13 protein-coding genes and 3 tRNA genes are annotated in these 14,166 nt (G+C 67.2%); 3 read left to right on the top strand and 13 right to left on the bottom strand.

Features of this window, described 5'->3' with window-relative positions; genetic code table 11:
- Positions 1 to 245: 245 nt before the first annotated feature.
- The gene (locus tag ACJMKX_RS02620) at positions 246 to 1,514 is read left to right on the top strand and encodes a hypothetical protein (protein ID WP_405220680.1); all 1,269 of its coding nucleotides are present in this window, start codon (positions 246 to 248) and stop codon (positions 1,512 to 1,514) included.
- A gap of 21 nt (positions 1,515 to 1,535) precedes the next feature.
- Here the strand turns inward: ACJMKX_RS02620 and ACJMKX_RS02625 are convergent.
- The 10 genes from ACJMKX_RS02625 to uvrB all read right to left on the bottom strand — a co-directional run bounded on the left by ACJMKX_RS02625 (position 1,536) and on the right by uvrB (position 9,307).
- Positions 1,536 to 1,612, bottom strand: a tRNA-Pro gene (locus ACJMKX_RS02625).
- Positions 1,613 to 1,663: 51 nt separating this feature from the next.
- Complete coding sequence (locus tag ACJMKX_RS02630) at positions 1,664 to 2,020, bottom strand: MerR family transcriptional regulator (protein WP_405220682.1); 357 nt, start codon at positions 2,018 to 2,020, stop codon at positions 1,664 to 1,666.
- Positions 2,001 to 2,300 (bottom strand): integration host factor subunit alpha, encoded by a 300-nt coding sequence (gene ihfA, locus ACJMKX_RS02635; protein WP_405220684.1) that lies wholly within the window; start codon positions 2,298 to 2,300, stop codon positions 2,001 to 2,003. Before ihfA ends, ACJMKX_RS02630 begins: the two co-directional genes overlap by 20 nt.
- A complete protein-coding gene (pheT, locus tag ACJMKX_RS02640; RefSeq protein ID WP_405220686.1) occupies positions 2,300 to 4,675 on the bottom strand; it encodes a phenylalanine--tRNA ligase subunit beta in 2,376 nt (791 codons plus the stop codon). The genes ihfA and pheT overlap by 1 nt, the downstream gene beginning before the upstream one ends.
- On the bottom strand, positions 4,672 to 5,661 hold the full coding sequence (pheS, locus tag ACJMKX_RS02645; protein WP_405220688.1) for a phenylalanine--tRNA ligase subunit alpha: 990 nt from the start codon (positions 5,659 to 5,661) through the stop codon (positions 4,672 to 4,674). Before pheS ends, pheT begins: the two co-directional genes overlap by 4 nt.
- Positions 5,662 to 5,697: 36 nt before the next feature.
- Positions 5,698 to 6,057 (bottom strand): 50S ribosomal protein L20, encoded by a 360-nt coding sequence (gene rplT / locus ACJMKX_RS02650; RefSeq protein ID WP_405220690.1) that lies wholly within the window; start codon positions 6,055 to 6,057, stop codon positions 5,698 to 5,700.
- A 13-nt stretch (positions 6,058 to 6,070) separates the two neighbouring features.
- Positions 6,071 to 6,268, bottom strand: coding sequence for a 50S ribosomal protein L35 (gene rpmI / locus ACJMKX_RS02655; RefSeq protein WP_405220692.1), 198 nt, complete (start codon positions 6,266 to 6,268; stop codon positions 6,071 to 6,073).
- A 108-nt stretch (positions 6,269 to 6,376) separates the two neighbouring features.
- Entirely contained in the window at positions 6,377 to 6,910 is a 534-nt protein-coding gene (gene infC / locus ACJMKX_RS02660) for a translation initiation factor IF-3 (protein ID WP_405220776.1), read from the bottom strand.
- A gap of 238 nt (positions 6,911 to 7,148) precedes the next feature.
- Positions 7,149 to 7,223, bottom strand: a tRNA-Val gene (locus tag ACJMKX_RS02665).
- A gap of 59 nt (positions 7,224 to 7,282) precedes the next feature.
- A complete protein-coding gene (uvrB, locus tag ACJMKX_RS02670) occupies positions 7,283 to 9,307 on the bottom strand; it encodes an excinuclease ABC subunit UvrB (protein ID WP_405220693.1) in 2,025 nt (674 codons plus the stop codon).
- A gap of 125 nt (positions 9,308 to 9,432) precedes the next feature.
- On the opposite strand from uvrB, the gene ACJMKX_RS02675 reads away from it, so the two are divergent.
- Both ACJMKX_RS02675 and ACJMKX_RS02680 read left to right on the top strand, forming a co-directional pair.
- Positions 9,433 to 10,632, top strand: coding sequence for a pyridoxal phosphate-dependent aminotransferase (locus ACJMKX_RS02675; RefSeq protein ID WP_405220695.1), 1,200 nt, complete (start codon positions 9,433 to 9,435; stop codon positions 10,630 to 10,632).
- A 62-nt stretch (positions 10,633 to 10,694) separates the two neighbouring features.
- Positions 10,695 to 10,770, top strand: a tRNA-Asn gene (locus tag ACJMKX_RS02680).
- A gap of 155 nt (positions 10,771 to 10,925) precedes the next feature.
- On the opposite strand, the gene ACJMKX_RS02685 is transcribed toward ACJMKX_RS02680, so the two are convergent.
- The 3 genes from ACJMKX_RS02685 to ACJMKX_RS02695 are packed head-to-tail and all read right to left on the bottom strand — an operon-like array spanning position 10,926 to position 13,889.
- On the bottom strand, positions 10,926 to 12,236 hold the full coding sequence (locus ACJMKX_RS02685) for a magnesium transporter (protein ID WP_405220697.1): 1,311 nt from the start codon (positions 12,234 to 12,236) through the stop codon (positions 10,926 to 10,928).
- The gene (locus ACJMKX_RS02690) at positions 12,233 to 13,099 is read right to left on the bottom strand and encodes a magnesium transporter MgtE N-terminal domain-containing protein (protein WP_405220699.1); all 867 of its coding nucleotides are present in this window, start codon (positions 13,097 to 13,099) and stop codon (positions 12,233 to 12,235) included. The genes ACJMKX_RS02685 and ACJMKX_RS02690 overlap by 4 nt, the downstream gene beginning before the upstream one ends.
- A complete protein-coding gene (locus tag ACJMKX_RS02695) occupies positions 13,092 to 13,889 on the bottom strand; it encodes a mechanosensitive ion channel family protein (protein WP_405220701.1) in 798 nt (265 codons plus the stop codon). Before ACJMKX_RS02695 ends, ACJMKX_RS02690 begins: the two co-directional genes overlap by 8 nt.
- Between the last annotated feature and the right edge of the window lie 277 nt (positions 13,890 to 14,166).

Below are 14,166 nucleotides of genomic sequence, written 5' to 3' on the forward strand. Positions count from 1 at the left end.
CGAGCCTCCGCTCTGCGTGCCTGCACTGCACCGGCCACCGCCGTCGCGCCGCCGCCCCGGGCGCGACCGCAGTTTAGCACCGGCCGGCCGTCCCATCGGCCCTTTGCCTCGGCCGCTTGCATCCACACAGTCTCTTCATTACCGTCGGGCGGGTCCGCCGCCACGCGGGGGCCCGCGGGCAGCACAGGGGCTGCCCGCCAACGCGGGCCACGAGCCAGGCGGCAAGACTTCCGATCGGAGCCGAGATGAACCCGGATGACTATTCGACGGCCGACCACGGCCCGGCGGGCGCCGGCCCGCTGTACTCGGGTACGCTGTCCGAACTGCCGCCGGACATGGATTTGCGCCAGCGCAGCAACCTGGTCCAGCTCGAGCAGCAACTGCACCGGGAATGGGGCCTCGGCCAGAACTGCATCCTCAACTGGTGCATCCACGACGACGGCGTGGCGCTGCTGGTCGTGCCCCACTATGCGGTGGCCGAGTACACAGCCATGCCGGCGCCCGGCGAGCCGCGCCGCTGGCGCGTATCGGAACGCTTCATCATGGACCTGATCTCCGGCCGCCGTCAGCTCACCCCGGCGCAGATGCAGAAGGTATCCCGCCTTCTCCAGGTGCAACCGCGCCTGATCCGCCTGCGCGAGCCGCTGCGCGGCACGCCCGCGGAGACGCGGATCATCGACATGATGGTGAAACGCTACGGCATCAGTTACGTCGAGAATCGTGCCGTGGCGCTGTTCGACATCGTGGGTTTCAGCCTGCTGAGCCCGTTCGAACAGATGACCCAGCTGAACAGCCTGTCCTATTCGCTGAATTCGGCCTACGCCAAGATGCTGGAAGGCGAGCTGCGCATCAATTTCGCGCGTTCCTCGACCGGCGACGGCTTCTATATCTGGAACCGGGACGGCGGTGCGGACTCCAACACCAACCTGTATCACTTCATGCATCTGGTGCTGGCCGACAACGCGATCGCCCGCAGCAAGGCGAAGACCGCATCGGTGCCGCGCCTCAGGGCCGCTTTCCACGTCGGCAGCTGCTACGAGTTTCACCAGGCCGACGGCCTCAACCCGACCGTGCACGACTACATCGTGGGCGAAGTCACCATCGAGCTGGCGCGCATGATCGAGCGAGCCATGCCCGGACAGATCTTCGTGGGCGATTTCCAGGCCCGCGGCCCGCTGGACGAGACACCCGGGACCGGGCTCATCGACCTGGACGCCATCCGCTTCGTCGATCAGGCGCAGCACAACCTGCGTCGGCTGAAGGGCCTCGTGCTCTCCGGCGAGCGCATCTCGGCCATCAAGTGCTATCTCACCGGCGAGAAGCTCGCCTCAGGCAAGTACTCCATCCGCAAGCTGGAGATCGCGGACAAGCACGGGCTGTGCCGCTGCGTCTATAACGCCAAGGTGAATATCTACCGGGAACAGGCCGAGCCCATCCTGCTCGGCATCGAGGACCGGGTACTCCGGCGCGATGCCCACGCCAACCCGACGGCCGAGCTGCTCGCCCGGGATTGAACTGAGAGAAAAGAGACCGAATGGTCGGGGCGAGAGGATTCGAACCTCCGACCCCCACAACCCCATTGTGGTGCGCTACCAGGCTGCGCTACGCCCCGACTACCGGCGGCTGAATCATACTCCCGCGAGCCGCCATTGCAACCCCGGCATCAGCGCCGGAGAATCTTCATGATCTCTTCAAGTTCTATGCGTAACTGCTTGATAATCTGCTGACTCTGACTAACGTCGGACTTGGCTGCCTCGCCGGTGAGCCGCTGCCGGGCGCCTCCGATGGTGAAGCCCTCGTCATACAGCAGACTACGGATCTGACGGATGATCAGCACATCCTGGCGCTGATAGTAGCGCCGGTTGCCGCGGCGCTTCACGGGTTTGAGCTGCGGGAATTCCTGCTCCCAGTAGCGCAGCACGTGCGGCTTCACCGCACAGAGGTCACTCACCTCGCCGATGGTGAAATAGCGCTTGCCCGGGATCGGTGGTAATTCGTCGTTATTTCCCGGTTCCAGCATAGGCTTCCACTCGGGCTTTTAATTTTTGTCCGGGCCTGAAAGTCACCACACGTCGTGCGGAGATCGGTATTTCCTCACCCGTCTTCGGGTTGCGGCCCGGCCGCTCGTTCTTGTCCCGAAGGTCGAAGTTACCGAAGCCCGAAAGCTTTATTTGTTCGCCGGCGGCCAGTGCGGACCGGAGGTCCTCGAAGAAAAGGTCGACCAGTTCGCGAGCTTCTCTCTTGTTGAGACCCAGCTCGTTGAACAGCGACTCCGCCATTGCTGCCTTCGTCAGTGCCATCAGTCTCTCAGTTTCGCTCCGAAGTCCCGTTCCAGAATCTGCACTGCCGAACGCACGGCGGCATCCGCTTCATCGTCGGTAAGGGTGCGCGATGTTTCTTGCAAAATCAAGCCTAAAGCTACGCTTTTTAGCCCTTCTTCTATGCCCTTGCCACGGTACACATCGAACACACGAACTTCCCGCAGCGCCCCTTCGCCGACGTCGCCCAGTGCCGCGGCCATGGCGCCGACCGCCACCGCGTCCGCCACCAGCACGGCGATGTCGCGGCGCACCGACGGATAGCGCGAGATCGGCGCTGATACCGGCACTTTCGCCGCGAATGCAGCGGTGAAATCCACTTCGAGGAGCAAGACCGACTCCGGCAGGTCGAGCCGGGACGCCAGGGCCGGGTGCAGCCGGCCGATATGCCCGAGCCGCTCTCCACCCCTCAGTACCGCAGCGCACTGGCCCGGGTGCATCGCGGGATGGGCTGCCGGCTCCGTCCGCACGGCGGCGGCATCGCCGCTCAGTGCCAGCGCGGCCTCCAGATCCGACTTCATGTCGAAGAAATCCGCAGGACGCTCCTCCGCACCCCACTGCTCGGGCAGCACCGCGCCGCAGGCCACCGCCGCAAGCCGGGGTTCTTCCACCACCGAACCCTCGGCGCCCGAGAAGCACACGCCGATCTCGAACAGCCGCACCCGCGCGCGCTGACGGCTCACGTTCCTCGCGACAGCCTCCAGCAGCCCCGGCAGCAGCGAGGAGCGCATGACCGACAGCTCGGAGGAGATGGGGTTGGCCAGCGTGAGCCCACCGCTCTCGCCCATGATCTCCTGCTGGCGCCTCGGATCGACGAAGCTGTACGTAATCGCCTCGTGATAACCGCGATCGACCATGACCGAGCGCACCCGGTCCCGGTCCACCGCAGTCTCGGTCACCGCCGGCAGACCCAGGGCGCCTCGCGTCCGGATCTCCGGGATCTCGTCGTAGCCATGGACACGGGCGACCTCTTCTATGAGGTCCTCCTCGATGGCGATGTCGAAACGGAAGGTGGGCGGCGTGACCTCCCAGCCCTCGTCGACCGGCGTCACCGTATTGCCGAGCCGCGCCAGGATGTCCCGGATCTCGGCGTCCTCGAGGCTTACCCCGAGGACCCGCGCCAGCCGGTGCCGGCGCAGGAGCACCGCCGGACGAGCCGGCAGGCAGGCTTCGTCCGCGACCTCGGTCACCGGGCCCGGCGTGCCGCCGGCGATGCCGACCAGCAGCGCCGTCGCCCGTTCGATGGCCCGCCGCTGCTCGAGCGGATCCACGCCGCGCTCGAAACGCATGGAAGCATCGGTGTGCAGCCCGAAGCGCCGCGCCCGGCCGGCGAGTGCGTCGGGCGTGAAGAACGCCCCCTCCAGCAGCACGTCGACGGTGCCCTCGCTCACCGCGGTGGACCCGCCGCCCATGATGCCGGCCAGCCCGATCGGGCCCCGGTCGTCCGCGATGACCAGTATCTCGCCGTCCACTTCCACCGTGCGTCCGTCCAGGAGTTCCAGTGACTCGCCCTCCTCGCCGGCGCGAACCTGTATCGCCCCCTGCAACAGTCCGAGATCGTAGCCGTGTAGCGGCTGTCCGTACTCCAGCAGCACGTAATTCGTCACGTCGACGACGGGATGGATGGCGCGGACGCCGCTGCGCCGCAGCCGCTCCTGCATCCACAGGGGCGTGCGGGCGCCGGCGTCTATGCCGCGCACGACGCGGCCGATGAACCGCGGGCAGCGCTCCGGGGCCAGCACCCGGACGGGATGAGTGTCGTCGCTGGCGGCGTCGACCGACGGCACCGACGGATCCGCCAGGGCGGCGCCGGTGAAGGTCGCCACCTCACGCGCGACCCCGAGGACACTGAAGCAGTCGCCCCGGTTCGGCGTGAGGTCGATATCGATGACGGTATCCGGCAGGCCGAGCAGTTCGCCGAGCGGCGTGCCCGCGCTCGCATCCGCCGGCAGTTCCATGATGCCGTCGGATTCCTCGCCGAGACCGAGTTCGGCGATGGAACAGAGCATGCCCGCCGACTCGACGCCCCGCAGTTTGGCCCGCTTCAGCTTTACGCCGTTCGGCAGCACGGTGCCGGGCAGGGCGAGGGCCGAACGCAGCCCGGCGCGAACGTTCGGAGCGCCGCAGACGATCTGTACTTCGTCGCCGCCGGTGGCGACCCGGCAGACGCTCAGCCGGTCGGCACCCGGATGAGCCGCGACGTCCAGCACCTCGCCCACCATGACGCCCTCGAGCCCGGCGCCGAAGCGCTCCGTCCCGTCCACCTCCAGACCCGCGAGGGTGAGGCGTTCGACCAGCGCATCGGTCGACACGTCGGGATCCACCCAGCGGCGCAGCCATGTCTCGCTGATCTTCATCGGCCCGCGAACTGCTCGAGGAAGGCAAGATCGTTATCGAAGAAGGTGCGCAGGTCGCGGACGTCGTAGCGCAGCATCGCCAGCCGCTCCACGCCCATGCCGAACGCGTAACCGGTGTACTCCTCCGGATCGACGCCGACGTTGCGCAGCACGTTCGGGTGCACCATGCCGCAGCCCAGGATCTCCAGCCAGCGGCCCTGTTCGGAGAGCACGTCCACCTCGGCGGAGGGTTCGGTGAACGGGAAATACGACGGCCGGAACCGCAGCGTGGCGCGGCGTTCGAAGAACTGCTCGACGAAGTCGTGCAGCACCGCCTTCAGGTTGGCGAAGCTGACGTCGCGGTCGATCACCAGGCCTTCCACCTGATGGAACATGGGTGTGTGGGTCTGGTCGGAGTCGCAGCGATAGACCCGCCCCGGCGAGATGATGCGGATCGGCACGCCTTCGGCCTGCATGGCGCGGATCTGGACCGGCGAGGTGTGCGTGCGCAGCAGGTGGCCGCCCGGGAAATAGAACGTGTCGTGCATGGCACGGGCGGGATGATTCTCGGGGATGTTCAGGGCCGTAAAGTTGTGGAAATCGTCCTCGATCTCCGGCCCTTCGCGCACCTGGAAACCCGCGTTGCGGAAGATCGCCTCCATGCGCTCCAGCGCACGCACGACGGGATGGCGGCCGCCGGGACGCTGACCGCGGCCCGACAGCGTGACGTCGAGCGCCTCCGCCGCCAGGCCCGCCTCCAGCGCCTCGGCCTCCAGCGCCGCCCGGCGCTCGCCGATGGCATCGGCGACTGCACGCTTCGCCGCATTGATGCGCTGGCCTGCCGCCGGCCGCTCCCCGGCCGGCAGGCCGCCCAGGCTCTTCAGCGCTGCAGTGAGCTCGCCCTTCTTGCCGAGCAGCCGGACCCGGATGCGGTCCAGCGCATCGAGGTCCGAGGCCGCGGCGATATCCTCGCGCGCACGCGCTTCGATCGCGTCGAGATCAAGCATGCTTCCAGGGTTCCCGCTGCGGGGTCCCCGCCCCGGTCAGGCGGAGAGACTTGCCCTGGCCTGCTCGGCGATGGCGGCGAAGCCCTCCGGATCGTGCACAGCGATGTCCGCGAGGACCTTGCGGTCGATCTCGATCTCGGCCTTCTTCAGGCCATTCATCAGTCGGCTGTAGGACAGGCCGTTGGCCCGCGCAGCCGCGTTGATGCGGGTGATCCAGAGCGCGCGGAACTCGCGCTTGCGATTCCGGCGGTCACGGTAGGCGTACTGGCCGGCCTTGATGACCGCCTGCTTCGCCACCCGGTAAGTCTTGCGCCGCGCGCCGTAATAGCCCTTCGCCTTGTCGAGCACTTTCTTGTGCCGACCGCGGGCGATGACGCCTCGTTTCACTCGTGCCATGTTCCTGCCCTCCTCAGCTGTACGGCAGCATGCGACGCACGGCCGGTACGTCGGCGTCGGCTACCTGGAGTGTGTGACGAAGATGGCGCTTACGCTTGGTGCTCTTCTTCGTCAGGATGTGGTTGAGGTGGGACTGGGAACGCTTGTAGCCACCCTTGCCCGTGCGGCGGAAGCGCTTGGCGGCGCCCCGGTTGGTCTTCATCTTCGACATTGTCGTCTCCGTTTTGTCTGGCCCGGTACCGGTCATTGCCGGATCAGGCGGGCTCGGCACCCGCAGGTGTCCTCGCCACTTCTCTTTATGTCGGGCCTGAAGGCCCTCCTACTTCTTTCTCGGGGCAAGCACCATGACCATCTGCCGCCCTTCCATCTGCGGCATCTGCTCGACGGTGGCGAGCTCCTCGAGATCGTCGCGTACTCTCGCCAGCAGTTTGGCGCCGAGTTCCTGATGGGCCATCTCCCGGCCCCGGAATCTCAGCGTCACCTTCGTCTTGTCGCCAGTGGTGAGGAACCTCGTGAGATTCCTCAGTTTCACCTGGTAGTCACCCTCGTCCGTATTCGGCCGGAACTTGACTTCCTTGACGTGGACCTGCTTCTGCTTGCGCTTGGCGGTCTGGGCCTTCTTGTTCTGCTCGAAGACGTACTTGCCGTAGTCCATGATCCGGCACACGGGCGGATCGGCGTTCGGCGACACTTCCACCAGATCCATGCTCTGGCCGGATGAAAGCTCGAGTGCTTCGGACAGTGGCAGTACGCCGACCTGGTCCCCGTCGGCTCCGATGACTCTGACCGTCGACGCATCGATCTCGTCGTTGCGTCGGACGCGTTTTGCTGCAGCGATACGAAGTTCCTCCAATAAACAACGGCCGCGGCTCGCGACCCGTCCCGCCGGCCCGTCGAGGCCGACCCGGGTAAGCGCGTGCCCACGGCCCGTGTCGAACACGGACACGGGCGCTCTCGCCATCGCCCGTATACCGTTCGCAGATTCCGGAATTTTATCGCCGGCCCCGCCCGGAGACAAGCCCGGAGCGGCGCAATTTTACTCGCCGCAACAGTCTGTTGGCCGTCTCCGGAGGCACCCGCCGGGATGCGACTGGTGGGCGATGGTGGGATCGAACCACCGACCTCCACGATGTCAACGTGGCGCTCTACCCCTGAGCTAATCGCCCGCCTCCCCCTCGCAGGGGTGCGCAAAGATACCGGATTGTCACCAATGCAGGCAAGCCGATCAGCCGGCCGCCACGTCGTCCAGCCCGAGCCCGACGCGGCGGATGCGCTCGATCTCGTCGCGCAGCTTCGCCGCCTCCTCGAACTCCAGGTCCCGGGCGTGACGGTACATCTGCTGCTCCAGCCGGTTCGCCTTGCGCAGCAGCTCATCCTCGCTCATGCCCTCCCACGCCGGATGGTCCTCGGCCACCCGCCGGCGCCCGCGGCCCCGACCGGGCGCCGAACGGGCACCCTCCATGATGTCCGCTACCTGCTTGCGGATGGTCTGGGGCGATATCCCGTGCTCGGCATTGAAGGCCTCCTGCTTCGACCGGCGGCGATCCGTCTCCTCCAGCGCCCGCTGCATGGAGCCGGTGATCCGGTCCGCGTAGAGAATGGCCTTGCCGTGGATATTCCGGGCCGCCCTGCCGATGGTCTGGATCAGCGACCCCTCGGAGCGCAGGAACCCCTCCTTGTCCGCGTCCAGGATCGCCACCAGGGAGACCTCGGGCATGTCCAGGCCCTCGCGCAGCAGGTTGATGCCCACCAGCACGTCGAACTCGCCGAGACGCAGGTCGCGAATGATCTCCGTGCGCTCGACGGTATCGATATCGGAGTGAAGGTAGCGCACCCGCACCGAGTGCTCGGCCAGATATTCGGTGAGATCCTCCGCCATGCGCTTGGTCAGCGTCGTGATCAGCACCCGCTCGTCCAGATCCACCCGCTCCCGGATCTCGGACAGCACGTCGTCCACCTGGGCGCGCACCGGCCGCACCTCCACCGCGGGGTCGACCAGACCCGTGGGCCGGACCACCTGCTCGACCACCGCGTCCGCATGCTCGTGCTCGTAGCGCCCCGGGGTCGCCGAGACGTAGACCGTCTGGGGTGCCAGCGCCTCGAATTCGTCGAAGCGCAGCGGCCGGTTGTCCAGCGCCGAGGGCAGCCGGAAACCGTACTCGACCAGCGTCTCCTTGCGGGATCGGTCGCCCTTGTACATGCCGCCGAGCTGGGGGATGGTCACGTGGCTTTCGTCGACGATCAGCATCGCGTCCGGCGGCAGATAGTCGAACAGGCACGGCGGCGGCTCCCCCGGCGCCCGGCCGGAGAGGTAGCGGGAGTAGTTCTCGATGCCCTGGCAGTAACCGAGTTCGGCGATCATCTCCAGATCGAACTGGGTGCGCTGCTCCAGACGCTGCGCCTCCAGCAGCTTGCCGATGTCCCGCAGTACCGCGAGCCGCTCCTTCAGCTCCAGCTTGATGTCGTCGATGGCGGCCAGCAGCCGCTCCCGCGGGGTCACGTAATGGGTCTTCGGATAGACCGTCAGCCGGGGCACCCGGGCCGTGACCTCCCCGGTCAACGGATCGAACCAGGCCAGCGACTCGATCTCGTCGTCGAACAGCTCGATGCGCACCGCCTCGCGCTCGGATTCCGCCGGGAAGACGTCGATCAGGTCGCCGCGCACCCGATAGGTGCCCTGGGAGAGCTCCATCTCGTTGCGCTTGTACTGCATCTCCGCCAGCTTGCGCAGGATCGTGCGCTGGTCGAGCCGGTCGCCCCGGACCAGGTGCAGCACCATGCTGAAATACGCCTCCGGGTCGCCCAGACCGTAGATGGCGGATACCGTGGCGACGATGATCGCATCCGGGCGCTCGATCAGCGCCTTGGTCGCCGACAGCCGCATCTGCTCGATGTGGTCGTTGATCGACGCGTCCTTCTCGATGTACGTATCCGAGGCGGGCACGTACGCCTCGGGCTGGTAGTAATCGTAATAGGAGACGAAGTACTCCACCGCGTTATTGGGGAAGAACTCGCGGAACTCGCCGTAGAGCTGGGCCGCCAGCGTCTTGTTCGGCGCCAGAACAATGGTCGGGCGCTGCACCTGCTGCACCACGTTGGCGATCGTGAACGTCTTGCCGGAGCCGGTGACACCGAGCAGGATCTGGCGGGCGAGCCCGTCGCGCACCCCCTCCACGAGAGAGCGTATAGCCTCCGGCTGGTCGCCGGCGGGTTCGTAGTTCGAAGCCAGTGTGAAGTGTCGTTCGGACATCGCTCGAGTGGGGAAGCTATGTGTAGTGGCCAGGATCGCCAGGATCACCAGGGTCGCCTTCCCGGTTGGGGGCCCGACAGCGTTCCAGTACCATTCGGCGGAGAAACCCGCCCGGAGGCAAACGTTTGAGTCTAACAGTTTCGACCCGGCTGAGCCGCGTGCGTCCCTCGCCTACCATGGCCGTCACGGCTCTCGCCGCCGAGCTGCGTGCCGCCGGCAGGGACGTCATCGGCCTCGGCGCCGGCGAGCCCGATTTCGACACGCCGGAGCACATCCGCGAGGCGGCCATCGAGGCGATCCGCGCTGGCCGCACCCGCTATACCGCGGTGGACGGTATTGCGGAGCTGCGGGAAGCCGTGGCAGATAAGTTCCGCCGCGACAACGGACTGGAGTATGCGGCGGAGCGCGTCATCGTCTCCGGCGGTGCCAAACAGATCTGCTACAACGTCTGCCAGGCGGTGCTGAATCCGGGCGACGAGGCCGTGATCCAGGCGCCCTACTGGGTCTCCTATCCGGACATGGTGCGTCTCGCGGCCGGCGAACCGGTCATCGTGGAGACCGGTCTCGAGAGCGGCTTCCGCATGCGGCCCGAGCAGCTCGAAGCGGCCATCACGCCCCGGACCCGGCTCGTGATTCTGAACAGTCCCGGCAACCCCAGCGGCGCCGGCTACCGCCGCGAGGACCTGGCCGCGCTGGGCGAGGTGCTCGCCGGCCACCCGGACATCGTCGTCGCCACGGACGAGATCTACGAGCACATCTGGTGGGCGGACGAGCCGTTCACCTCCTTCGCCGAGGCCTGCCCGGCGCTGCTCGAGCGCACCGTAACCATCAACGGGGTCTCCAAGTGCTACGCGATGACCGGCTGGCGGATCGGCTACGCGGCCGGACCGGCGACCCTGATCGGCGCAATGAAGAAAATCCAGAGCCAGAGCACCTCGAACGCCTGCACGATCTCCCAGTACGCCGCGCTGGCCGCCCTGACCGGCGACCAGTCTTGCGTCGCCGAAATGAACCAGGCATTCCGGCAGCGGCACGACTTCGTGGTCGACGCCCTGAACGCCATCGACGGCGTCGCCTGCCGGCCCGGCGAAGGCACCTTCTACGCCTTCGCCGATGCCCGGGAGGCCATCGCGCGTCTCGGCATGGCCGACGACACCGACCTCTGCCGGATGCTGCTGAACGAGGTCGGCGTCGCCGTGGTGCCCGGGTCTGCGTTCGGCACGCCCGGACACTTCCGGTTGTCGTACGCCTGCGGCCTGGAGACGCTGAGGGACGCGCTCGGGCGGCTCGAATCGGCCCTTGCCGGCCGGGACGCGGTCACTTGACTTGGGTTGCCGCCTCCCCCAGAATTCTGCGCCTGCTGCGGCGCGCCGCAGCGTCCTGCCATTCCCCGGTAGCTCAGTTGGTAGAGCGGTTGACTGTTAATCAATTGGTCGCTGGTTCGAGTCCGGCCCGGGGAGCCAGATTCCGGAATCCCTGGTAGTACCGGAGATGTCCTCGAAAGCCCGCCACAGTGCGGGCTTTTTCGTGGCAGAACGAGCCGGTCCGTGCCTGCACGCAGCGATCCCGCCCAGCTACAGGCTACGACGGCCGGCTGGCCTCGGCGGGCAGTCAACTGTCAAAGAAACTGCATCATCAGCGTCGCGATGCCGAGGAAAGAGAAAAAGCCCGCGATATCGGTGACGGTAGTGAGAACAATGGAGGACGAGGTGGCCGGGTCCTGACCGAGCCGGGTCAGGAGAATCGGGATCAGCGCGCCCGCGAAGCCGGCGGCCACCATCGCGAGAATCATCGAGGAGAAGATGACGGCCACGAGCCCGGCCGACTGACTCCAGAACCACACACCGAGCCCGCAGGTAATGGCGATACCGATGCCGTTCACCAGCCCGACGATGACCTCCTTGCGTACCACCCGCAGCCACTGGCGCACGCTGATCTCGCGCAGTGCCAGTCCGCGCATGGTCACGGCGAGGGCCTGGGCGCCGGCGTTACCGGACTGGCCCGCAACTACCGGCAACAGGACCGCCAGCGCCGTGACCTGGGCGATGGTGGCTTCGAACAGACCGACGACGGCAGCCGCCAGGAACGCGGTCAGCAGATTGATCTGCAGCCAGGGCATGCGCCGCCGAACGGTGAACATGGGGGTGGACAGCGCCTTCTCCGCGCGGCCGGCACCCACCATGGTCTGGATGTCGATAGACGCGTCCTCCTGGACCGCCCGGGCGAGGTCGTCGTGCGTCACCGCACCGAGGAAGATGCCTTCGCCGTCGACCACCGGCAGATCCAGGATTCGGTAGCCCTCGAACGCGTGGGTTACGGTTTCCATGGAATCCATCGGATGCACGGTCATACTGACCGGCAGCTCGAGCGACGAGAGGGGCAGATCCCGGCTTGCCAGGGCAACGTCTTTCAGCGGTGCCCGCCCGCTCAGGCGACCGGCGCCGTCCACCAGGAACAGCGACCGCGCCGTCAGCATGCCGGACTCGCCCAGCGCGCGCAGCAGCTGGCCGACCGTCAGGTCTCGCGGGTATGCCCCGACGCCCGGGTTCATCACCCGGCCCGCGGTATCGGGCGGGTAGGAACCGAGACGTTCCAACTCGGCGCGCACGGCGGGCTCGAGCCGAGCCTGGCGTCCGGCACGTTCGTCCTGGGGCAGCGAGGCCATGATCCGCAGGGTCTGTGCCGGTTGCAGCTCTTCCAGGATACGGTCGCCGAGTCCGTCAGGCAGTGCCGTCAGCAGCCGGGCCGCGCTGTCAGGCATCAGGAATGCGAACACCGGCGCGAGGGTGGCGGCCGACTGACGTGCGACGGCGTCGAGCACTTGCGCCGGCTCCAGTTCCTCGATACGCCGCGCTGCCTCTACCGGGAAATCGCGCAGATAGCGCCGCGTCATCAGGTCCTCTGCAATCGCCAGATCGTTGCTGGTCACGTCCTTCTCCCCGTGTCGGGGCCGGCAGACCGGCCATCGGCGAATTGCAGGAGGCCGCCGACGAAACCCACGAACGCATCCGCCAGCGCGACCGGCAAGGCATCGTCAGCACGGCCGGCAGCAGTGGACTCGACCGCCAGCGCTTCACGCAGCGCGCTGCGCGAGATCGTGCCGATGACGTGTTCCTGCCGACTGACGACCGGCAGGCTGAGGTAACGGTCCCAGGCCTCCAGCGGCCGGATGGCCGCGACACGCGCCCGTGCGGACAGCGGCGCAACGCTGCGGTCAGTGATCTCGCCGAGCGGCGTGCGCCCGCTGTAGCGCAGGAGCAGAACCGGATCGACGAGGCCGGACAGGCGCCGCTGTTCGTCGACCACGATGACGCAGCCGCTTTCCGCCCGCGTGGCCTGGCGCACCAGCTCCCGCGCGTCTGCGACCGTCTGAGCGGCACCCTGAGTCAGTATCGCAGGCGTCATGTGTGCACCCACCGTATCGGCCGGGAAGTCGAGGGTGGCACGCAGATCGCGGCGCACCGCCCGCGGCAGCTCTGCGAGGACCGCTGCCCGGAAATCGGCGCGCATCAGGCGCAGGAGCCCCGCCGCATTCTGGTAAGCCAGGCCCCGCAGCACGGCGGCTGCAGTGTCTGGCGGCATGCCGGCCAGTCGCTCACAGGCGACTGAGGGACCCATACGGGCGATCACGCGGCTGGCGAAACGTGCCGGAATATCCGCCAGCAGGGCCCGCGCCTTCGCCGGCTCCATCGCGGTCAGGGCTCGCGCCGCCGTGTCGGGCTGGCGGTCGATGAACGACAGAATCAGCGAGCGCGGTGTTTTCGCCGTCTTTCCGGCCCTGTCCCTAGCCACCGTCCTGACCCGCCTCGCCACGCCCCCGGACGGCGGTCAGGATCAGCACCCGGCCCGCCTCCAACCGGTGGGCGGGCAGCAGCACCCGTCCCTCATCCGTCTCGACGGCTATGTGCGTGCGGGAGATTTCGAGCAGTTCGCCCTCGACGTCTTCGACCCGCAGCCGCATGCCGGGCAGGAGCACGTGACGGGCGTTGCGGGCGGCGATGAGATTGGAGACAAATGTGCCGGAACCCGCCGCGAACGAGACCACCACGCCGAACACGCCGCCGCCCAGGATGATGGCGAAGGCGATCAACAGTATCGCCACCTCTATCCCGGCTTGATCCAGACCGATGATGAGCGCGATGGCGAGAATGGCCAGCTGGGCCAGACGGCCGAGCAGTCCGGCGGTGCGCAGCTCGGCCGCCTCGGCCGAGGAGGCGACGAACTCGCGCAGATAGACACTCGCGAAATAGCCGACCACCAGTATCGAGGCCCCGATGATCACGCTCGGCAGATGGGCCACGAGCTGATTCAGCCACTGCCCGATGGAACCGATGCCGACCACGCCCGCCGCGAGCACCAGTGCCAGAATCAACACCAGCCAGAAAGCGATCTCGCCGGTGACCGTCGTGAAGGCGAGTGAGATGCGCACCCCCGCTGCGGAGCCCCGACGGAGCGTCCGCTCGAGCAGGCGATTGGCTAACTCGGCGGAACGGCGGGCGCCCCGGCGTGCCAGTCGGGCCAGGAACCAGCCGGCGATGACGATCAGCAATGCGGCGACCAGCGACGGCAGGTTGGCCGCCACGGCCTGATAGACCCCGCTCAGGGTCTGGGTCAGGAAACTCGATGGGGACGTCTCGGCGGTTCCCAGGATACTGCTCTCTAGCTGCGACTGAGTTTCATCATACAGACGGATGTCCCCGCCACCCAGGAGTCGAGCGATGGACGTCGCGCTTCATGGAGGGAGAACGGTCGGTCAGCCGGACGGGAGCGCCAGGCCTGACGCCGACGGCCCCGGCCGGCCAGGCCGGAGCGATCTCCGAAAGCGTTATGCCGGGGTTGGAATTTTCTCGAACCTGTCG

Origin of the sequence: Lentisalinibacter sediminis, assembly GCF_040706615.1 — a bacterium.
Classification (GTDB): domain Bacteria; phylum Pseudomonadota; class Gammaproteobacteria; order Steroidobacterales; family Woeseiaceae; genus Lentisalinibacter; species Lentisalinibacter sediminis.